Source organism: Phnomibacter ginsenosidimutans (assembly GCF_009740285.1).
Lineage (GTDB): Bacteria > Bacteroidota > Bacteroidia > Chitinophagales > Chitinophagaceae > Phnomibacter > Phnomibacter ginsenosidimutans.
Map to the genome: position 1 here is coordinate 3,824,823 of NZ_CP046566.1, position 19,884 is coordinate 3,844,706.

At 47.2% G+C, this 19,884-nt stretch carries 18 protein-coding genes; 2 read left to right on the forward strand and 16 right to left on the reverse strand.

The features are described 5' to 3' along the window. Window positions 1-7: 7 nt before the first annotated feature. The 12 genes from GLV81_RS16505 to GLV81_RS16560 form a co-directional block, all read right to left on the reverse strand. Window positions 8-1,084 (reverse strand): lytic transglycosylase domain-containing protein, encoded by a 1,077-nt coding sequence (locus GLV81_RS16505; RefSeq protein WP_197428636.1) that lies wholly within the window; start codon window positions 1,082-1,084, stop codon window positions 8-10. Window positions 1,085-1,138: 54 nt separating this feature from the next. After that, window positions 1,139-2,584 (reverse strand): Asp-tRNA(Asn)/Glu-tRNA(Gln) amidotransferase subunit GatA, encoded by a 1,446-nt coding sequence (gatA, locus tag GLV81_RS16510; RefSeq protein WP_157479847.1) that lies wholly within the window; start codon window positions 2,582-2,584, stop codon window positions 1,139-1,141. 93 nt (window positions 2,585-2,677) lie between these two features. Then, entirely contained in the window at window positions 2,678-2,887 is a 210-nt protein-coding gene (locus GLV81_RS16515; protein ID WP_157479848.1) for a Sec-independent protein translocase subunit TatA/TatB, read from the reverse strand. Between the two features lie 126 nt (window positions 2,888-3,013). Next, the gene (rplS, locus tag GLV81_RS16520) at window positions 3,014-3,376 is read right to left on the reverse strand and encodes a 50S ribosomal protein L19 (RefSeq protein ID WP_157479849.1); all 363 of its coding nucleotides are present in this window, start codon (window positions 3,374-3,376) and stop codon (window positions 3,014-3,016) included. A 117-nt stretch (window positions 3,377-3,493) separates the two neighbouring features. Next, window positions 3,494-4,231, reverse strand: coding sequence for a tetratricopeptide repeat protein (locus tag GLV81_RS16525; protein WP_157479850.1), 738 nt, complete (start codon window positions 4,229-4,231; stop codon window positions 3,494-3,496). A 97-nt stretch (window positions 4,232-4,328) separates the two neighbouring features. Further along, on the reverse strand, window positions 4,329-4,637 hold the full coding sequence (locus GLV81_RS16530) for a Dabb family protein (RefSeq protein WP_157479851.1): 309 nt from the start codon (window positions 4,635-4,637) through the stop codon (window positions 4,329-4,331). A gap of 122 nt (window positions 4,638-4,759) precedes the next feature. Next, entirely contained in the window at window positions 4,760-5,503 is a 744-nt protein-coding gene (locus GLV81_RS16535) for a LytR/AlgR family response regulator transcription factor (protein ID WP_157479852.1), read from the reverse strand. A 9-nt stretch (window positions 5,504-5,512) separates the two neighbouring features. Further along, entirely contained in the window at window positions 5,513-6,892 is a 1,380-nt protein-coding gene (locus GLV81_RS16540; RefSeq protein ID WP_157479853.1) for a sensor histidine kinase, read from the reverse strand. A 38-nt stretch (window positions 6,893-6,930) separates the two neighbouring features. Beyond that, the gene (locus GLV81_RS16545; protein WP_197428638.1) at window positions 6,931-8,484 is read right to left on the reverse strand and encodes a ligand-binding sensor domain-containing protein; all 1,554 of its coding nucleotides are present in this window, start codon (window positions 8,482-8,484) and stop codon (window positions 6,931-6,933) included. Window positions 8,485-8,543: 59 nt separating this feature from the next. Beyond that, window positions 8,544-8,741, reverse strand: a complete 198-nt coding sequence (locus GLV81_RS21420) for an amidohydrolase family protein (protein WP_157479855.1) — start codon at window positions 8,739-8,741, stop codon at window positions 8,544-8,546. Further along, window positions 8,735-9,562, reverse strand: coding sequence for an amidohydrolase family protein (locus tag GLV81_RS16555; protein ID WP_197428643.1), 828 nt, complete (start codon window positions 9,560-9,562; stop codon window positions 8,735-8,737). The genes GLV81_RS21420 and GLV81_RS16555 overlap by 7 nt, the downstream gene beginning before the upstream one ends. A gap of 18 nt (window positions 9,563-9,580) precedes the next feature. Beyond that, entirely contained in the window at window positions 9,581-10,525 is a 945-nt protein-coding gene (locus tag GLV81_RS16560; RefSeq protein ID WP_157479857.1) for a hypothetical protein, read from the reverse strand. A 279-nt stretch (window positions 10,526-10,804) separates the two neighbouring features. Between GLV81_RS16560 and GLV81_RS16565 the strand changes: the two genes are divergently transcribed. Next, window positions 10,805-11,536: a pentapeptide repeat-containing protein gene (locus tag GLV81_RS16565; RefSeq protein ID WP_157479858.1), complete on the forward strand. Its 732-nt coding sequence runs from the start codon at window positions 10,805-10,807 to the stop codon at window positions 11,534-11,536. A gap of 256 nt (window positions 11,537-11,792) precedes the next feature. Here the strand turns inward: GLV81_RS16565 and kbl are convergent, their stop codons facing one another. After that, window positions 11,793-12,980 carry a glycine C-acetyltransferase gene (kbl, locus tag GLV81_RS16570; RefSeq protein ID WP_157479859.1) on the reverse strand — a complete coding sequence of 396 codons (1,188 nt, stop codon included), beginning with the start codon at window positions 12,978-12,980 and terminating at the stop codon, window positions 11,793-11,795. 341 nt (window positions 12,981-13,321) lie between these two features. Between kbl and GLV81_RS16575 the strand changes: the two genes are divergently transcribed. Beyond that, window positions 13,322-13,522 (forward strand): hypothetical protein, encoded by a 201-nt coding sequence (locus GLV81_RS16575; RefSeq protein ID WP_157479860.1) that lies wholly within the window; start codon window positions 13,322-13,324, stop codon window positions 13,520-13,522. A gap of 148 nt (window positions 13,523-13,670) precedes the next feature. Here GLV81_RS16575 and GLV81_RS21615 read toward each other — a convergent pair whose 3' ends face one another. The 3 genes from GLV81_RS21615 to GLV81_RS16585 form a co-directional block, all read right to left on the reverse strand. After that, entirely contained in the window at window positions 13,671-15,644 is a 1,974-nt protein-coding gene (locus GLV81_RS21615) for a PD-(D/E)XK nuclease family protein (protein WP_343030641.1), read from the reverse strand. Window positions 15,645-15,727: 83 nt separating this feature from the next. After that, complete coding sequence (locus GLV81_RS20770; RefSeq protein WP_246186092.1) at window positions 15,728-16,540, reverse strand: hypothetical protein; 813 nt, start codon at window positions 16,538-16,540, stop codon at window positions 15,728-15,730. A 1-nt stretch (window position 16,541) separates the two neighbouring features. Then, window positions 16,542-19,832 carry a UvrD-helicase domain-containing protein gene (locus tag GLV81_RS16585; protein ID WP_157479862.1) on the reverse strand — a complete coding sequence of 1,097 codons (3,291 nt, stop codon included), beginning with the start codon at window positions 19,830-19,832 and terminating at the stop codon, window positions 16,542-16,544. Window positions 19,833-19,884 lie beyond the last annotated feature (52 nt).

Here is a 19,884-nt window from a genome sequence, read left to right on the forward strand (position 1 = left end):
GGAACGCTTAATTCAATGATTTTTTAGCAGCAGGCTTAGCTTCTGTTGCAGGGTACTGTGTGCTGCGATTGGTAGCTTGCTGCATGGTAGCCACCACCGATTGGTAAAGAATATTAAACCGGTTGGTTTTGAAAAATTCCATCTTGTCGGTTGGAATGCGCAGCGTGTAACCCTTTTCTGTATTTACTATGGCATCAAAGCCAGGGTTCAGTGCATTGAACGTGTTGATGTCCATAGCCAGCGCATTGGCAACCACTACAGAGTTGTAACGGCCCTGCACTTCTGTTGTGGCCGTACTGTTGAGCACAGCCGGGTCCAACTGTGTTTGCATTTGTGCAATCTGATCTACCATCTTAGTTTGATGGTTGGCCCACTCTTCTTTGGTGCTTGTCGTTTGTCCCGCAGCACCTTCCATAATGTAATGTGTGCTGATGAATTTCTTCACGTGGTTGCGACTTTCTTGTGGCAGGTAAAATTGCAACTTCCAGAAATCGCGGCTGCCACTTTTGCGAATGGCAGATTGTACATTGCCAGGGCCACCATTGTAGGCTGCAATCACCAGCAGCCAATCACCCAATTGGTCATGCAACTCCCGCAGGTATTTGGCTGCAGCATGGGTGCTCTTATAGTAATCGGTACGTTCGTCGAATCGGTAAGTGATGCGCAGGCCCATTCTGCGGCCTGTTTCCGGCATAAACTGCCATGGTCCAACAGCTCCTGCCCAGCTTTGCGCATACGACTGCAAATTGCTTTCTATAACGGCGAGGTATTTCAGTTCTTTTGGCAAACCATAGCTCTGCAAAATGGCATCCATCATGGAAAAGTAGGGACCAGCCCAACCCTTCATTGATTGCAAATGCTTTTCGTGCTTTTTCAGGTAGTCTTCAACAAAAGGCAATACCTGCGGATTGAGCTGTGGCGCAGCCGCTACACCATTTGTGCCGGGTGTGTTCACAAACAAATTGCGAAATCCCTTTTCTTCCAAACCCTTTCCTCCAGTTGTGTCTTTCTTTTCCGCAGGTTTCACTTTAGGGTCGGTGGCAGCAGCTGCAACTGTCATCAGCATGGCTATGCTGAAAAACAAAATGCTGAAAAATGAGCGACGCTTGCTGCATGCGAAAATGGTTTGAACACTGGTTTAATTGCTTTTGAAGCTGGCTTCAAGGTAAGCGCCAATGCGGTGCAAAAGTACTTCTTCGCCCCGGTTGCACAACACTTGCAAACCAAAGGGCATGCCATTGCTGTGTTTATACAGCGGCAAAGCCAAACCAGGAATGCCCGCCAGATTGGCGAAAACTGTATAGATATCTGCCAGATACATGCTCACCGGATCTTGATTGAGCTCTCCCAATAATGGCGCTATTGTTGGGCTTACAGGCATCAGAATGGCATCAAACGCACTGAAAATCAGCGACGTTTCTGCAACAATTTTGGCACGCACCTGCTGGGCTTTGGTAAAATAGGCATCGAAATAACCGGCACTCAATACAAAAGTGCCCAGCATAATCCGGCGCTTTACTTCGGTACCAAAACCTTCACTTCTGTTCTGCTTGTAAAAGGCTGTTAAATCATCTGCATTGCCTTTGGCGGCATGTCCGTAGCGAATGCCATCGAAGCGACCCAGGTTGCTACTAGCTTCCGCCGTGGTAAGCACATAATAGGTGGGCACAATGTATTCCATCAAATCAAACGGCACGGCGGTCACGGTATGTCCTGCTGCTTCCAGCTGCGCAAAAGTGTTGCGGATGGCGGACTGTATTTCCGCATCAGGACTCGTTTCGCCCAAAGTGGGCTGCAACCACGCAAATCGCAATGGCTTTTGTGCCGTTCCCAATGCCGTGACAGCGGGTGTTGGCTGGTCTTGCATAGCAGTGCTGTCCAACCCATCGGGGCCAGCCAGCACATCGTATACTGCGGCTACATCAGCTACCGATTGACCCAACACACCTACGCAATCAAAAGAACTGGCATAGGCAATAAGGCCATAGCGGCTAATGCGGCCATAACTGGGTTTGAGGCCTACCACTCCGCAATAATCGGCCGGCTGCCTTACTGAACCGCCCGTATCGCTGCCAATGGCTATCATACACAAGCCTGCCTGCACGGCTACCGCTGCACCGCCCGATGAACCACCGGGTACCCGGTTAGGGTCGGCAGCATTCCGCACCACTCCATGAGCACAGTTTTCGTTGGTACTGCCCATCGCAAATTCATCGCAATTGGTAGAACCAATAATGATGGCGCCAGCATCCAGCAAACGTTTGACGGCAGTGGCAGAATACACTGCCTTATACCCTTCAAGCATATGAGAACCAGCCGTTACAGGCTGCCCTTCGTAGTTGAGCACATCTTTGATAGTAACTACCACGCCATGCAGTGGCAGCAATGGTTTGCCGGCAGCTACAGCAGCATCCAGTTCTGCGGCCTGTGCCATGGCCTCTTGCTCAAAAACATGCAGGATGGCATTGAGCGGTTTGGCATTGGCTATTTGCTGTAAATAATGCTGCACAGTAGCTACGCAAGTAGCAGTACCGGTCTGTATTTGCTGATGGTATTGGCTAATGCCTGAAAACTGAAACGACATACGCTGGGGGAATAATACAAAAAGCAGAAGCTGCTACGGCTAGCAAGCATCTGCTTTTTGACAGTACTTTATGGAAGGAAAGGAATGAAAGAATTAAGCTTCGGCTTTTTTCTCTTTTTCATTCATGCCATCTTCAATTTCTTTTTTCACGTTTGATTTGGCATCGTTGAACTCACGGATACCGCGGCCCAAACCACGCATAAACTCGGGGATCTTACGGCCACCAAAAAGGATGAGTACAGCCAGCACAATAAGGATCCACTCACTTCCGCCGGGCATGCTTAACAGCAAAGTTGACAACATGATTCTATTTTTTTGGATTGTAAAGGTAAGTGTTGCGTGGCTAAAAGTACAGGTTTTGCATTTCTAGCACCCAATGCCATAAAAAAGGAACGCCATGCGTTCCTCTTCGTATTGTAACACTGCAAATTATTCTGCAGAGTAGCGTTTTTCTTTGATACGTGCACTCTTACCGCTGCGTTCACGCAGGTAGAACAAACGGGCACGACGTACTTTACCAACTTTGTTCAGTACAACACTCTCAATGTGAGGGCTTACTACAGGGAAGGTACGCTCTACACCTACACCGTCGCTTACTTTACGAACAGTGAAGCTTGCAGTAGCTCCAGTGCCCTGACGCTTGATTACATCACCTTTGAAGCTCTGGATACGTGTTTTTGCACCTTCAACTACTTTGTAGTTAACGGTAATATTATCTCCAGCCTTGAACTTAGGAAGTTCATTGGCGGTAGTCATTTGCTCGTGTACGAAGTTGATTGCCTGCTGGTTCATGGCGCATTTTTTAGGACGGCAAAGGTAGGGGTGCACATCTTTTCTGCAAAATAAAAACCAAACAAATCAAGGATTTCAGGGCTTTTTTTTGAAGACTATGCCTGAATGCATTGATTATCATTGATTTTTTGGCTTAGCGGCTGGCTTACCCGCTGCAGGTTTTACAGCCGGAGCATTCAGGCTTTGCAAATTTTGATTGGCAATAACAAACGATGGGTGTTCTTTTACGGCCAACGCATAATACTTTTTGGCAGCGGCTGTATCCTTTTCTCTAAAGGCCAGGGCTCCCAGCATGTTGTAGGCAGCTGCTATCACCGGCACAGCTTCATTGTTGCCAGCGCTTATTTCGAGTGACACTTTATCTTGTCGGGCTTTGGCGGAATCTGCAACCACTTTATTCAGCGAGGCTTTGCACTCGCCTATTCGTTCCAGCAAAAACTGGCGGGTAGCCAGCTGGTAAAAATTGTACGGCTCTGGCGACAATGCACACAACTTTTCATACCAGTCGAGGCTGGCTTTGGTATCGCCGGCACGACCGGTAATATCTGCCAGCAATGTGAGTGCTGTAATGTCTTTGGGATTAGCCTGATTAATCTCGTTGGCCATTTTGTAGGCGCCGTTGAGGTTGCCCAAACGATAATACACTACAGCCAGTGTGTCTTTAAACTGTGCTGCACCGCCATGCATCAGGTAGCCAGTGAGGGCATAGGCAGCACTGCTCATATCGTCATAATCCAACGACCGGCGGTACATATTCATGTATTCCTGTTGCTGTTGGGTACTATCGGTTTTGGTTTGGGCGAATGCCTGCGTAGTAGCCATCAGCACCATCGCAAGCAGGATATTCTTTTTCATAAATGGAGAGGCAGTTTACTAGGAGTGCGAACTAAAGTGAAAAATAGCAGATACCACTCACCAAAATAGTGGATTTACAGCATGGCGGAGTAACCGGCTATTGATTGACGGCCATATCGTACACCAGCACTTTGCTCCACAAATGGCTGCACTGCTGCACAAATGCCTGATGTATAGGATGCTCCTGATAGACAGCCTGATCTTCGAGGCTGTTGAAATACATGAGTTCTGATACCTGATAACTACTGTCTACAACAGGGCGTTTTTCGGTAGAAGCCGGACCGCCCACCAGCAATTGTTTTACCTGCGGAATGGCTGCCAACGTATGCAAACCTTGTCTCAATTGGGCAGCATGAGCAACATTATCTGGCTCTTTGAGCCAAAAGAAAACGTGATGAATAATCATGGTAATTGCTTATTTACTGAAAATGGCCTGAACTGCAGCTATTGTAACTACCTCATGTCAGGTTGTTGCTTTCAAAATAACGAGGAAGTTTTTACTCTTCCTCATTCAGCAGATGTAACGCCTTAAATTTTGGTAAACAGCGCCAGAAACTCCTGTTTCTTTTGCCGGCTCAGTGCTATGCGCATTCCATTGCGTAACAGCAATTCGCCACCTTCACCTCGAATGTATTGAACCACGGCCTTTACATTCACCATGTACGATTTGTGTGCCCTAAAAAACTGTGGCTGATGCTGCAGGGTTTCCTCAAATAAAGCCAGTGTTTTACTCACTAATAATTTCTTCCCATCCTGCAGTACAATTTGGGTGTAGCAACTAATTGCTTCCAGCACTACTATTTCTTCCAGCTTCACAAAACTCAGGCCCTGGCCGGTGGTTACAGCCAGCGTATCAATAGTGTGCCCTTGCTGCATGCGCTGCAACGAAGCCACTTGCACAGGACTGGTATGCTGCTGAAACTGCAGGTACTGATCCACAGCATTGCGCAATTCTGTTTTGTCAATGGGCTTGAGCAGATAATCCAATGCATTCATGCGGATGGCCTGAATGGCATACTGATCGTAGGCCGTGGTAAAAATAACTTTGAAGGGAATATTGCTCAGTTGCTGCAATAAAGCAATGCCATTCAGCCTGGGCATATCGATATCCAAAAACACTAAATCAGGTTGATGTTGATTGAGCAAATGTGAGGCCTCTTCCGGTTGTTGTGTGGTAAACAACAGGTTTATTTCAGGACAATGCTTTTGCAACAATCGAGACAATGCATTGATGCCATGGAATTCGTCGTCAATAATAGCTGCGTTAATCATGTAGCCGTTTTAGTGTAGGTGTAAATAGAGTTTTACCATGGTGCCTGCTGCTTTTCCGTTGCTGTACAAATCTTCGTACAACACTTGGTTTGCTGCGTTCTGCATTTTCAACCGATGTTCTGTAATCTCGATACCCAGCGATGTATGTGATTTTTGTATATGCTGTGTGGCAGCCCTTCCAATACCGTCGTCTGCAATGGTAATTAATGCTACGCTTGGCTCACACAGCTGAACATTGATGTGTAAATGTCCAGTTTCCTTTTTGTTGCCCAATCCATGCCAAATCGCATTTTCTACAAAGGGTTGTAATATCAGTGGAGGCACTTCTATCATATCGGGCTGTACAGTTTCACCGATGCTTATCCGATAATCAAAATGCGGCACTCTTGTTTTTTCCAAATCGATATAGAGTTGCAGTGCAGCCAATTCGCGGTCCAGCTTTACCGTATTGTTTCGGGTTAGTTCCAATGTATTGCGCAGTAGTTTGCTAAAGGTGGTCAGGTATTCGCTGGCTTCATCTGTTTTTTGATCGAGTATAAAACTGTTGATGCTATTCAAACTATTGAATACAAAGTGTGGATTCATTTGCGTACGTAGTGCCTGCATTTGTGCTTCTTTCAATTGCTTTTCGTGCAAGGCCACGGTACGTTGCTGACGCATCTGCCGCCAGACCAACCAAAACAACAACAACGCCCCAATTATCACGCAGCATGCATAAAACCACCATTGTTGATACCAGAAAGCGGCAATGGCTACAGTACAGGTGTATGGCGCTGTCACCAAATCGATGGGCCCTCGAATATCGAGGGTGTACCGTCCTGGACCCAGATTGGCGAACAATATTTTTCCCTCTCCCACTCTGTGCCAGCCCGTATCAGATTCATGCTGCAAGCGATACCACAATTCACTGCCTGGCGAGCCATCGAAATTGAGATTGTTGACCAATAACGTAAAGGTAGTTGTGCCAGCCGGCAGCGACAGCATTTGTGCTTCAGGTAAAAAAATTTCACCATTCACCATGGCTGCATCCACATCAATGATGGGGATGGGCCTGGCGGCAATCAAGGCTGAAGGATTGAAATCAACATGCCACTTATTAGCACCTGCATACAGATTGCCCAAACTATCTTTTTCAAAATAGCCATCCATATAATCATTGGGTACAGCGCTATTGGCGGTGTTCAGCTGCCACCAATTGCCTATAGCTAAGCGGCACCATATACCAGTGGCGGTGGTTGCCCACAATTGGCCGTTTTTATCAAACTGCAATTTGAAAATGTTGGTAGCAGGCACATCCGATAAGGCTTTCACTGCATCGGCACCTTCTTGTACAACATAGATGCCATTTTTTGACCCCACGTACACCTCTCCACTTGGCGATTCGGCCATGCCAGCAAAACCATTGGTGGCAGCACCGGTTGCTGTATTTAGCAGTAGCTGAAACCGATTGCTGTTTCTTTTTTTCTAAACCAACCCTTACTGGTACTGGCGTAGAGATGGCCCGATGACGACAAGTAACTGGCCACAACATTCGCATCAGGCAGTCCACTTTCGCCACTGCCATTTGCCCAATAGCTTTGCTGAAACTGTTGAGATGCTGTATTAAATATGAAAATGCCCTTTCTGCCACAAACCATCAATAGTGAATCATTATACCGACTGATATTGCGCAAAATAAAATCATCTGCATGCTTGGCACCCGGTGGAAAATACGCGGTTGTTTGTCCATCGCTTTTGCGCAGCAAGCCACTATCGGATGACAACCACCAAGTATCAGGCTGTTGCCAATACTGGCCGTATACTCCTTGCCACAACAGTTGATGTGAACCATGCAATTGCTGCACCGATTGCTGATGCGCCCATGCGGCATCAAACCAATGCCAGCCCTTGCTGTACCAACCGCCTACCCGATAGCCATCGGATTTTATTGACAAGCTCATTGCCAAACCATCAAATACAGGCTTGCCACCCCATCGTACTGCACTGCTAAAATTCAACCGGTGCATTTGTTGCCGAAATGGTTCGATGGCGGCAATGCCATCTTCATTCCCTGTCCAAACAATGCCTTGCGCATCTGTATACACCAGTAAGCTCTGGTTGGCAAAAGGAAAGCCGTGTACATCGCCGGGTTGATGCTGTAAGATGTGATAGGCAAGAGATTCAGGATCTATCATCCACCATTGCCGGTCGGCAGCTGCCAGCAGCCACTGCTTACCCTGCAAGTCTTTCCACATGGTCAGGCTTTTGCAGGTACTCCGCCCTTTGAAACCAGGTAGCGGTTGCAAGGTGCCCGTTTGCGGATTGAAGCATAACACGCCTTTTCCATAACTCGCAATAAAAACTTTATCCGGCGCATATACCCATACATCCCGAATGGTAACCGGCTCCGGCTGATTGTCCTGTGCAATAGACAGTATTTGACTAATGCGCCAATCGCTATCTGCCAACAGGAGTGTATTGCCCGACCAAAATAAATGCCGGCTTTTGCCGAAAGGCTTCATGCCATCAAAGGGCATACCTGTTTGCTTTGACAAAACAGTTCTGTCTATAAAAATAAACATACTGTCTTGCGTAAATGCATGTACGTTCCCTTTTGCATCTTTACTGATAGCCCTGTACACACAACTGCTAACACGGGTGTACCGAAGTGTACGATGATTGACCCAACCCAGCTCATTGGGTAGCAATACCCAGAGCCGTTGCTGATGATCCAGTACAATGTTTTTTATTTCTTGCTCTACCGGTCGCCCACTGCTGTCTGTAAGTAAAATGGGTTCAAAACGACGGCCATTGAAACGAGCCAAACCAGCAGGCGTAGCAGCCCACAAGTAGCCCCTTTCATCTCTTGCCAAACCCTGTACGGTAGCCGATGGCAACCCGCTGCTTTGGGTATAGCTGGTAAATACCGGCCATGGAAAAGGCTGCGCCGCCACTTGCTGCAACATTGCTGCCAGCAAGAGTAGAAAAAGATATCGTGCCAATGATGCCAATTGGAAATACAAGTGCCTAATATAATCCGAAGCCGCCTGCATCCAACGCTTTACTCATGCATCTGTTGAATTTGCTCTTTGGACAAGCGTAAAAAACGGGCCGCGTTGTTGAATAGGATGTCTCTTTTTTGTGATGGCGAAAGAAAAGGAGCATCGTTGATATTATCGATGGCAACGCCAATGCTCTGTGGCCATACCATATTGTCGCTGCCAAACAGGATGCGCTTTTCAAAACCCGCATTCACCATTCGTTCGAGATAATGGTAAAACTCTTTTTGGGTACAGCATAGGCAATAATACCCAAGTCCACATAGAGTTGCGGATGCGCATACAAAGTAGCCAGCATATCATCGAGCATGGGCCAGCCGGCATGCATGGCATACACCCGAAGGTTGGGATGCCGCACCAATGCTTCTTCCAGTTGCGTAGCGCTGTGCAACCTTGCCCTGTAATTATTTGCGCCCATGTAAATAACGCCGGGCGGACCAGGGCCCACATGTACGCCCACGGGTATATCCAGTTTTTCTGCCATGGCTAAAAATGGCTCCACCAGACTGTCACTAAAAGAAATGCCTTCGTACTGAAGGCCCAACTCGCCAAACACTTTGAACTCACTGGATTGAAACAACTGTTGCAACGAATCAACCGACAGCCCAACCCTTTGCACATCGTAGTAATTCCACATCACGGCATTGATGATGCGCTTTGGTGCTGCGGCTTTCCAACGCCGCACCATGTGTGGCTCACCGCTGGTTACGCCATACACATTGTATTGGTTAAGTACGGCAATGGTTTGTACCATCAATGCAGAATCTGTAAGGGGAGAAGTAAGCGGATGGCTGGTCCAATCGCCATTCTTGAATACTTGCATGATGGTTTGCATGTAGGGCTGCTTCGGATCGTGACAGCCCCAGTGTGCAAAAGGCGCACCGATATTCATGGGTGCCGGGCCCTGATCATTGGCAGCTAATGCATGTAAATGCATGTCGATGATGGGCAGTTTTTTGGCGGGCTGCGCATTCGTTATTGCTACGCCAATTGCACACAACAGCAGTAGTGTTAATCGCATAAAAGGTGATTTATTCATTTACTGTATTGCGGCGCAAATGGCGTACACCCTTACGGCCCGCAATTGAGTGGTGTTGGTATTGGTAGCTATCACTTTCCATCGGCTGTCATTGCCTGGGTCGGGGCCGGAGTAATTGATTTTGATGTCTTGTGCAGCCGTATTGTAATCTCTGTGGCCGCCTCCACCGCCAATGGCTTTCAAACCATTGGGGCAGGCACAAAATATTTCTGCAATATAATTGGTGGGCATGTCCACATCTACAAAAGGCCTTGTTACACCGGCGAATATAGAACCATTGGCATATATGGGCCCGGTCACAGTAAGGCTCTTATCAACATACAGGGTTTTAGTCACACTTGCATAAGTAGTGGATATCGTGAACGCCTTTTCATAATCGTACGTGGCGGGGTTATATATTTCGATATTCATTCGCGGAGTAGTGGGTTGAAACGTATTTTCCATTGTGATTCTGCTGTTGGGTGATTGATTGTAATCAAACCGAATGGCAGAAATACTTTGTGCTGAAGGATTAGGGTAAAGGCTTGAAGAAAGGCCCCTGATAAGCAGTCCGTTGTAAGGGTATGGTGCTTCCAGATAAATGCCGTCTGCAGTGAGCCCATTTTGCAGAATATTCAGTTTTGCCAGCCCCGTATTGGGCAGATTGGCTTCTGTACCGCCAATGCCCACCTGCCCAAGTTCATCTACAAACATTACCGTACGTATCTCATTATTGTATTTACGATTGAGATATAGACGAGCTGAATTTATTACAAAAGCATCATCTCTGCCTCTGAGTGCCATCCATTCAAAACTCACATTGTTGGTAGGCCTGAGGGAAATGCCTACGGCAGCCGTGCTGCTGCTCAAATCAGCCCCTTGTATTTGCAGGGCAATGCTATCTGCACTTACCACATGCAGTTTTTTTTGTGGGCTGCTGGTGCCAATGCCTACGTTTTGTGCCATGCCGGCTTGTTGCAGCCATGCAAAAAACAAACAACAATACCTGTTTCATTCCTGAGGGATTTACCTCGGAAAATTCATTTGCCATGCACAAGTTGCCCCCAACCAATCAGCAAATGGGGTGGATGGCTTAGCGAAGTGCGACTGCTGAAGCGCTGCGCTGCTGAAAGTTCATGTCTATCCTATATTCGTTAGTAAATGAATGTAGTTATATATGTGAGCATGAATTGTTTTGAAATGGATTAAATCAAGACTTGTTCTAAAAAATTTTGATCAATATCTATGTCACAATGGAACGAACTGATTGAAAAGCAAGACTGGCGTGGAAGAATCCCATTCATATTACGCCGTACAATTAAGGGAAAGATCTGGAAGCGAGTTAAGTTTCGTGAAGTTGACATATACGAACACAACTTTATGGACTGCCAGTTTTTGAATTGCGCTTTTGAGCACTGTAGAATTGGCAATAATGTGACCTACGATAATTGCCTGTGGCAAAATTGTTCATTTTCGGGTCAATATTCATCATTGGGTTCTCCTGCTGTTTACAGGAATTGTCGCTTTGTAGAAACAAAATTCAAAAACGGACTCTGGTCAAATCTCGTTTTCGATAATTGTTTGTTTTCAGGTGAGTTTGCAAATGTTTATTGGGAAGGCCGATGGGCGGACAGTGGTAAACCAAATCTTCAGTTCTCGAAATGTGATATGCAAGCGGCTACATTCAAAAATGTAACTATCAAAAATGGGCTAACGCTTGACAGTATCCTATTGCCAAAAACTGGGCTACGCCTATTTGATAATAACAATGAAGCGTTCACAAATGCACTCTTGAAAGGAGTTGAAGCTGCACAAGACGATGCAAGAATTTCCCTTAAAGTCATGGCCGATTTTGCCGAAGGCCAACATCCTGTTTTATATGACGATACACATTTAGACCACCATCCCGGCATCAGAGGTACAGATTCGAGAGAGGCGTTTGAGTCAATTGCAAAGGCATTTGAGCTGAGAAGATAAAAGATAGCTGCTGAATTTTTTGAATAGCTGAAGGGCTGCGCTGCCCGGCGGGCCCCGCTGCAGGCGGGGGTGCGCAGCACCGAACGAAGTGAGCCCAGAGGGGAGCGAACTACAGCCGGGATTTGTACAACTGCTGACAGCCCCAACCTTCTCCCCCACCTCTCCTTACCCCCTGCCCCCTAAAGGGGGTATAGAAAAGGCCCGTTCTACTTGAACGAGCCTCCCTAAATTCCTTATTCCAAATTACTAATAACAATTACTGAATCACTCCCAACTCCTTGCCTACTTTGGTAAAGGCGGCAATGGCCCGGTCGAGGTGCTCCTGCGTGTGGGCGGCACACATTTGCACCCGTATGCGGGCCTGGCCTTTGGGCACCACGGGGAAGAAGAAACCGATGACGTAAATGCCTTCGTCGAGGATGCGGGCTGCAAAGTTTTGCGCTACTACTGCATCGTACAACATTACCGGTACAATGGGATGCTCGCCGGGCTTGATGTCGAAGCCGGCTTCGGTCATTTTGCTGCGGAAATATTTGGTGTTGTATTCGAGTTTGTCGCGGAGCTCGGTGGTTTCGGTGAGCATATCGAGCACGGCAATGCTGGCACCCACAATGCTCGGGGCTACGGTATTGCTGAACAGGTAGGGCCGGCTGCGCTGACGCAGCATTTCAATAATCTCTTTACGACCGCTGGTGAAACCACCACTTGCGCCGCCAAGGGCTTTGCCCAAGGTGCCGGTAATGATATCGATGCGACCCATCACCCCACGATATTCATGCGTACCGCGGCCGGTTTTGCCGAGGAAGCCGCTGCTGTGGCATTCATCAATCATTACAATGGCATCGTACTGATCGGCGAGGTCGCAAATTTTATCGAGCTGTGCAATGGTACCATCCATGCTGAAGCTACCATCGGTAACGATGATGCGGCTGCGCAGGTGTTGGCTTTCTTTCAGCTTGGCTTCGAGGTCGGCCATATTGTTGTGCTCGTAGCGGTAGCGCTGGGCCTTGCAAAGGCGTACGCCATCGATGATGCTGGCATGGTTGAGGGCATCGCTAATGATGGCATCTTCTTCATTGAACAATGGTTCGAATACGCCGCCGTTGGCATCGAAGGCTGCGGCGTATAAAATTGTGTCTTCGGTACCGAGGAACTGCGCCAGTTTTTGCTCCAGCTCTTTGTGAATGTCCTGCGTACCGCAAATAAAACGAACGGAACTCATGCCATAACCATGGGTATCAATGGCTTTGTGGGCTGCTTCGATGACTTTAGGATGGCTGCTGAGACCAAGGTAGTTGTTGGCGCAAAAGTTGAGCACTTGCTTGCCGTTCACGGTTATCTCGGGGCCTTGCTCACTGGTAATAATGCGTTCTTTTTTGAAAAGGCCGGCTGATTCTATTTCGGCCAATTCGGCTTTTATACGGGCAACAAATTTTTCGTTCATGTTTCAGGCAATTTTTTAAGCGAAGCGAAGGTAATGCGGAGCGACATAGTTTGCCACGGCCTGCTTTTGTAAAGTGAAAACCGCCTTTTAATCAATGAAAGACACCGTTTGTTCAATGGTGCATGCAACAGCGGTTTGATACAGATAGTTTCGCAGCGTCAACCATTCACGCCCACCTACCGCACCCCCTGAACCCTTAAACTTGTTGGTACCGTGTGTTGCGTGAATGGCCTTTGGCAGGTTAAGTTTCGTTAAAAATAGCTGCGGGAAATAAATTTAGGCAAACCTGTAACGTTTGCGATTTATCTTCGTCTCATACTGCAAACACACCACCCCCTGCTATGAAAACTGTAACTGCCAAATCGGGAATACTGCTCACCATTATGTTGGTGGTAGCCCTGATTACCTACGGAATGCTCAGCAACCGTAGCGGCGCCCAATCTGAAGATTGTTCAACAAACGATCAACAAACATCTGGCCAGGTGCAAGGCAAAGTGAATTTGAAGAGCATGAAGCGCCACCTGCTGGATTTTTATAAATAGGCAGTAAGGACAAGATGCTCCGTTGAAGTATCCGGACATCTTGGTACCTGAAGCCGACACTGGATGACCAAAGCCAAAAGCTTTGGTTTTTTGTTGCCTTTTATTTTCCCCGGGGTTGAAATCCTTTCCCCCGGATTGAAATGCCGGGCTATCCTCTTCCGCAAATGCCCGCAAAATCACAGTACTGGCAATGGCTGACATCGGGTGTTTGGTCGAAGGCTACAGTTGGGTCGAACAGTTCGGCCAGCACGTTACGTACCTGCGTTTCAAAAGCTTCGAGCACGGTGTGGATGTTTTGATGCGACACTACTTCATCTGCCGCTTTGTGTATCAACTGCACCTGATTGCTGTATTGTTGCAGGTGCCGCACCGCAATGAGTGCCGGTTCAAAATTGCGCTGGGCAGGAAACTTCTGCCGAAACATCCAACTGTAGAGTAGCGTTTGCGCAGCAGCTTTGTTTTGTTTGTTGCCATCACGTTCAAAAAGGGCTTCCAGCGAATGAAACGATGGGTTATCGCTACCTGTTTTGTAATCCACCATCCGCACTACGCCATCTTTTTCATCCACACGGTCTACGTAACCACTCAGCACTACTCTTTTCATGCTGCCTTTAATGGGTACAGTAAAAGATTCATCGAGTTTTACTTCTAAACTTTTCAAAGTAAATGGAGCATAATCCTCATCCACCCGCAACAACAAATCGACATACTGCAACACAATGGCCCGCACAATATGCAGCTCTCCCGTAATCTCAAACGTGCCTTTGATTTCTTTGCGCCGCCATGCCAACCGAAACGCTTCGTTTACCAATCGTTCCTTGTGCTCTTGCATCCATTGCACAGCAACTTTGCTAATGGCGTTATTGAATGTTGAGCCGCATTCGGTGTAGAGCAGCTCCATGAGTTTGTGCACCACTTTACCCACTGCAGAAGCTTCTACGGCTTCTTCCAATTCTTCAGGAGCTTCAATACGGGCCAGGTATTTAAAGAAAAATTGCAGCCGGCAATTGAGGTACGTATTAATGGCCGATGGCGAGATGGTTTTAGGCGACTCTTGCATGTGGTATATAGAGAGTAGCCGCATCACAGCATCATCTTTTGCTACCGTTATTTCGGGCCACGCATCTGGCGCCACCTGATAACTTACTTTGGAGTGATGCACCGGAATTTTCGATTCAAATTCCAACTGCTGCACAAAGCGGCTCACTTCTCCCGTGCTGTTGTCCGTTACCAATGCATTGTACACCAGCTGTAGCTGTTGAGTACGATGCAGCAACCGATAAAACACATATGCAAAAATGGCATCCTGATGCTCGGGCACCGGCAGGCCAAAAGCACGTCGCACATTGTCGGGCAAAAAAGAATCGGGTGGTTTGATACGGGGCAAGCTTCCTTCATTGGCACCGAGCACAATGAGTTCATCAAAATCGAGGCCGCGACTTTCCAGCAAACCCATGAGCTGCACACCTTGCAATGGTTCGCCTTCAAAAGGTACGCTCAGGCTACCAAGTTGCTTCATGAGTAAGCTGCCCATGAAATACAAATCGGGTTGGGGCCGCAAGGCTGCAAACAATGGCTCCAACTGTTGCAGGGTTTTCCAAACAGTGGTACACAATCCTTTCGTCATGTGATCGGACTTTGCAACAGGTAGTTGTATCAGCAACTCCATCATTTCCCGCAGTCGCTGAAAGGCTTCCATATCGGCCATCATACGGCCAAACAATAAAGCACTCGCTTTAGATAATGATGCTAATGCAGTAACAGGTACCCGAATCAGGTTTTCCCGCAATATTTTTTCCTGCAGCTTGGCAAGGTCTTCTCTGCCAGCATCGCAGAGCGGATGCTCCAGCCAGCGGCGGGCAATGGTATGATGAACGCTTTTGTATTGATGCTGCAGCATTTCCTGCTGTACCTCAAAAAATAATTTCAGCACACTGTACACATGGCTTTGCTGTAGCGGATAGCCCATGGTGATATTGACCTGCTGCATACTTGCTGGCAGCGATTGTAACACCGGTATCAGCAAGCTTTCATCGGCCAGTAAAATACCAATGCGTTTGTTGTCCTGTTGTTGTTGCGCAATGTGTTGCCACCAACGGTCTATTTGTTTGGCCTGTGCCATTTGCCCCTCTGTGGCCGTCACCTGTATGGGCAGAGTTCGCTGTGCGATGCTGCTGAGCAAGGGCAGCTCATTGCGCAAGCCCACTACTTCAAAATTGCGGCGCAAAAAATCACCTGCTTCCTGATGTGCCTGCTGCACATACCAGGTATCGGCATCAAACCAGCAGCTGGCATAGCCTGCATCGTTCCATGCTTTGATGAAAGTTTCCTCGGCTTTGTTGAACGCATTGAACCCCACAAATGCCACATGCGCCCAATGTGTTGACAATTGTTGCAACGTGTCGGCATCTGTAGCCAACTGACGGTACAACCTACCCATGGTAGTGTAGTGACTATCGGAAAGCAATTGCTGAAATACATGGTAGATAGCAGGCAGCCGCTCCCACAAGCGGAGAAATTTTTCCTGAATATTTCCTTTGTCAATGGTGCCCTTCCAAAAGATTTCAAAAAGGCCCGCTGCTCTTCTGTGAGTTGATCGAATCGTTTGTCAATGCTTTCGATATCATATAAAATCTGGCAGATGTCTTCCACGTTCACCAGATAGCTGTCTATCTCCCGAAAATCTTTGAGGATGGTTTCGCCAATGGAAAAGAAGACATCGAACGGAGGAATATCTGTATCGCCTTTTTCTTTGGCTATTTGTACATAGGCTTCGTACAAAGCAAAACCCTGTGTTAGGTTGTCGGCTACTTGCATGCTGCCCGACTTTGCCACCAACTCTTCGATGGTAAGCAACTCAGGCAAAAAGCAAGGCGGCGCTGCCAGTTGCTGTAAATAGCTGGAGAAAAATACTGCCTGCCGACGGTTGGGAAATACCACTGCCAGCTCATGCAATTGGCCTTTGAAACGCTCCAGCAATTGCGTGGCTACTATCTGTAAAAAAGGTTGCATACTCATGTTACGCTCTTGCATTTACGTTCACCGATTTCTTTTCCAAACCATAAATCACAAAACCACTCACCTGCTTAAAACCCATGGCCGATAATTGCTCCATGTATGCCTGTACTTGCTGCTGATGCTTTTCTTTTTGATCATCGGCTGCAGTAAATTTAAAATCATACACCAGGCAGCTATCCTGATTGTACAACACCAAATCTGGGCGGCGCAGTTGTCGGTCGGCAGTCAGCATATTGCGTTCGGCCAATCGTTTGTACTGCCCGCTGTGCCAAGGTTGCAACGCATCCATGTTGAGCATATCGGTCAAAGTTTGTTCGAGTTTTACTTGCTGATAATCATCTACCCAACCTTCGCGGCGCAACCGTTGCAATGCATCGGGTAGCTCATTGGGATGCGATAATTTACTCAGTAACTCATGCAGTAATACACCTTGCTTTCGGGGCAGGCTTTGCTCTTCGCCATCTTTCACATCAATACCTGCACTGCGAACGGATAATACATTTCGCCAGTTGGTAAACAAGAGTGGGTCTTGTTGTGTCGGCGTTGCCGGCTCCTTCTTTTCTTTTACTGCAACTATTTTACCCACCGTCCATTGCTGTACATCTTTACTCCATCCATTACGGACGTCAACATAGTCAGCAGAAGATAGCGGTGTTTGGCTTTCTGCTACGGTCCGCATCAATTCGCCCACATTTTTGTAAGGAAAACTGTCTTTTGTTTTAGTTGCTTTTTCTTTCGCAGGCGCCCACCCATACAAGCGTTGTTTGGCACGGGTAAAGGCCACGTACAACACATTGAGATTATCCATGGCCGTGAGTACCAATTCTTCGTAATAGGCTTCAGCAAAGGCACTCAGTGCCAGTTCCTTTTTGTATTGCACCGGCACCATGCTAATGCTGTTGAAATCCGTTTGGCTATTGTCTGTCCATAAGGTAGGCGCCATGGGGCCACCCTTGGGTAAAATATCCCAATCCAAAAATGGCATGAGCACAATATTGTAGGCCAGCCCTTTCGATTTGTGAATCGTTACTACTTCTACCGAATTTTCTGTAGCGGTGGCAGGCAAGGAAGACTTGTGTCCGTCTTCATCCCAATACAGTAAAAATTCTTGCAGGCCGGCATCGCCATAGCGAAGCCATTCCTGCACTTTATCAGTAAATGCCAGTAGATAAGCAGCATGCTTAGGCACAGTTGACAATTCAAATAAAATGATGAGCTGATTGATGAGTTCGAGCAAAGGCAACTGCTTCAATGCAGATGCGTTATGTTGTAACTCATATGGCAATACAGCATTATCGCCATTACTGGCAAATACTTCCAGCCGGTTGGTGGCAGCACCATTTTGCAAATAGATTAGCTGTCGTAGCTGAGCCAATGCAATGGTATGCTTCGGATTATTCAACCAGCGCAAGGCACAGAGCAGCATTTGTATGGCCTGATTGTTTTTCAGCATTAGGGCATCACCTGAAATGACACCAAATGGAATAGCATTTGCATTCTGCATGGCCACCAGAAATTCCACAATCGTTCTTGCTTCGCTATTGGTTCTGGTAAGGATGCTCAAATCTGAAGGCCGGTATCCTTCTTTCAGCAGTTCTTGTATTTGATTGTACAACAGTGGCAATACTTCATCGGTGTAGTTCATGTCTTCTTGCAGCACTACATACTGCATGGATACATAACCATTGTCGGCGGCCGATGCTGGTATTTGCTGAAAGCTGTCAGCATAGGCATCATTAAAAATGCTATCGTAGCCTTTGGCAGTAAGCAGCTGCCGGGTAGCAGCAGGTGCAGCGGCTATTTCTGCAGACAAACTTGCTTGCAACAACTGCGGCGCCAAATGAAACAACAGGTTGTTGAAATGGATAATTTGAGTGGTGCTTCGATAATTATCCTGCAAGGTTTTTACCTGTGGTCTGAACGCTTGAAGCTGATGCTGCACGGTACTGAGCAGCAAGCGCCAATCGCCATTGCGCCAGCGGTAAATGGCTTGCTTTACATCTCCTACTATCAGGTTATAATTGCCTTGTGCAAGGGTTTCAGTAAGCAGGGGCAAAAAATTATCCCACTGAAAACTACTCGTATCCTGAAACTCATCAATCAGGTAATGCTGATAACGATGCCCGGTTTTTTCATAAATAAAAGATGCGTTAGTATCCTTTGTGAGCTCCCGCAGCAGGTGGTGTGTATCACTAATCAGCAATGCATTGTTGTCTTTGCGATAGGCTGCCAATTCTTCTGCAAACACCCGCATCAACCGCAGCATGCCCAGGTTTTGGCGAATGGCTTTTGCAGTGGTATACGGCACAACGTCTTCTTCATACCAACCCATGAGTTGTTGCAATCGGCGTTCGATGACTGGCTGCAATTCAGCGATGCGCTGTCGGGTTGCAGCGTCGGCTTTCTTGGGTGCCATTTTATCAGGGTTATCGGCAACCTCTTGCACTCTTGTACTTGGCGCTGTTAACTGCCCTTCCGCTGCTTTAAAAAAATAGTTGATGAAGCCGCTTTTGCCATAATGAAAATCCTCTCTGTCTAAACCGGCTGCTGCAACAGCATCTACAACGGCTTTGCCGGTTTCTGACCATCGCTTTTCAATACCCTGAATGGTAGCCTGTACTTGTTTGTTAAGTGCTGCAAATGCAGCTTGCACTTGTTCATCATCAAACTGTGCCATGGCTTCTTCAAAGCTTTTGAATTTCTCTTTGAAAAGTTCATTGGCCAATCGCAGCATGTCTTGTCTAAAATCCCAACGCTTGCCTTCTTCCAATCTTTCTTTGGCAATGCCAATTACCCAGTCTTGCAGGTCTTTGTCATCATCCAATCGCAGGTACAAACGTTCAGCTAAATCTTCTTTCACCAAATCCTGACTCAGTTGCAATTTGAATCCGCCATCAATACCCAGCTCCCAGGCAAAGGAGCGGATAATGCGTTGCACAAATGCATCTATCGTGGTAATGGAAAAACGGGAGTAATCGTGTAAGATGAGTTGGTACACTTTGGTAGCCTGAGCAGCAATCGCCGGGGCATCCAAGTTGGGTAGTTGGGTGAGCAATGCTTGCTCATAAGGCTTAGCCTTTTCATGGCCGGTTGCCAGCCATCGGAGCACATGCAGAATCCGTTCTTTCATTTCGGCAGTAGCCTTGTTGGTAAAGGTTACTGCCAGTATCCGCTTGTAGAGGTGTGGCTGCTGCAGCACCAATTGTAAGTAATGCAGGGTAAGCGAAAAAGTTTTGCCACTACCCGCACTGGCTTTGTAAATATCGAAAGAAGAACGGTTGGTTGCTGACATGAAAAAGCCGTTTGAACAGAAAGCAATTTCCGTTCAAACGGCTTACAGAATA

Excerpts from the sequence above, each read along its gene's own strand:
- GLV81_RS16525 (WP_157479850.1), bottom strand. The coding sequence starts at position 4,231 with ATGAAAAAGAATATCCTGCTTGCGATGGTGCTGATGGCTACTACGCAG.
- GLV81_RS16585 (WP_157479862.1), bottom strand. The coding sequence starts at position 19,832 with ATGTCAGCAACCAACCGTTCTTCTTTCGATATTTACAAAGCCAGTGCG.
- GLV81_RS16575 (WP_157479860.1), top strand. The coding sequence starts at position 13,322 with ATGAAAACTGTAACTGCCAAATCGGGAATACTGCTCACCATTATGTTG.
- GLV81_RS16530 (WP_157479851.1), bottom strand. The coding sequence starts at position 4,637 with ATGATTATTCATCACGTTTTCTTTTGGCTCAAAGAGCCAGATAATGTT.
- GLV81_RS16515 (WP_157479848.1), bottom strand. The coding sequence starts at position 2,887 with ATGTTGTCAACTTTGCTGTTAAGCATGCCCGGCGGAAGTGAGTGGATC.
- GLV81_RS21615 (WP_343030641.1), bottom strand. The coding sequence starts at position 15,644 with ATGGCACAGGCCAAACAAATAGACCGTTGGTGGCAACACATTGCGCAA.
- GLV81_RS16565 (WP_157479858.1), top strand. The coding sequence starts at position 10,805 with ATGTCACAATGGAACGAACTGATTGAAAAGCAAGACTGGCGTGGAAGA.
- GLV81_RS21420 (WP_157479855.1), bottom strand. The coding sequence starts at position 8,741 with ATGGTGAATGCGGGTTTTGAAAAGCGCATCCTGTTTGGCAGCGACAAT.
- gatA (WP_157479847.1), bottom strand. The coding sequence starts at position 2,584 with ATGTCGTTTCAGTTTTCAGGCATTAGCCAATACCATCAGCAAATACAG.
- GLV81_RS16535 (WP_157479852.1), bottom strand. The coding sequence starts at position 5,503 with ATGATTAACGCAGCTATTATTGACGACGAATTCCATGGCATCAATGCA.
- GLV81_RS20770 (WP_246186092.1), bottom strand. The coding sequence starts at position 16,540 with ATGAGTATGCAACCTTTTTTACAGATAGTAGCCACGCAATTGCTGGAG.
- kbl (WP_157479859.1), bottom strand. The coding sequence starts at position 12,980 with ATGAACGAAAAATTTGTTGCCCGTATAAAAGCCGAATTGGCCGAAATA.
- rplS (WP_157479849.1), bottom strand. The coding sequence starts at position 3,376 with ATGAACCAGCAGGCAATCAACTTCGTACACGAGCAAATGACTACCGCC.
- GLV81_RS16540 (WP_157479853.1), bottom strand. The coding sequence starts at position 6,892 with ATGGCCGAATCGCCAAGTGGAGAGGTGTACGTGGGGTCAAAAAATGGC.
- GLV81_RS16555 (WP_197428643.1), bottom strand. The coding sequence starts at position 9,562 with ATGCGATTAACACTACTGCTGTTGTGTGCAATTGGCGTAGCAATAACG.
- GLV81_RS16560 (WP_157479857.1), bottom strand. The coding sequence starts at position 10,525 with ATGGCACAAAACGTAGGCATTGGCACCAGCAGCCCACAAAAAAAACTG.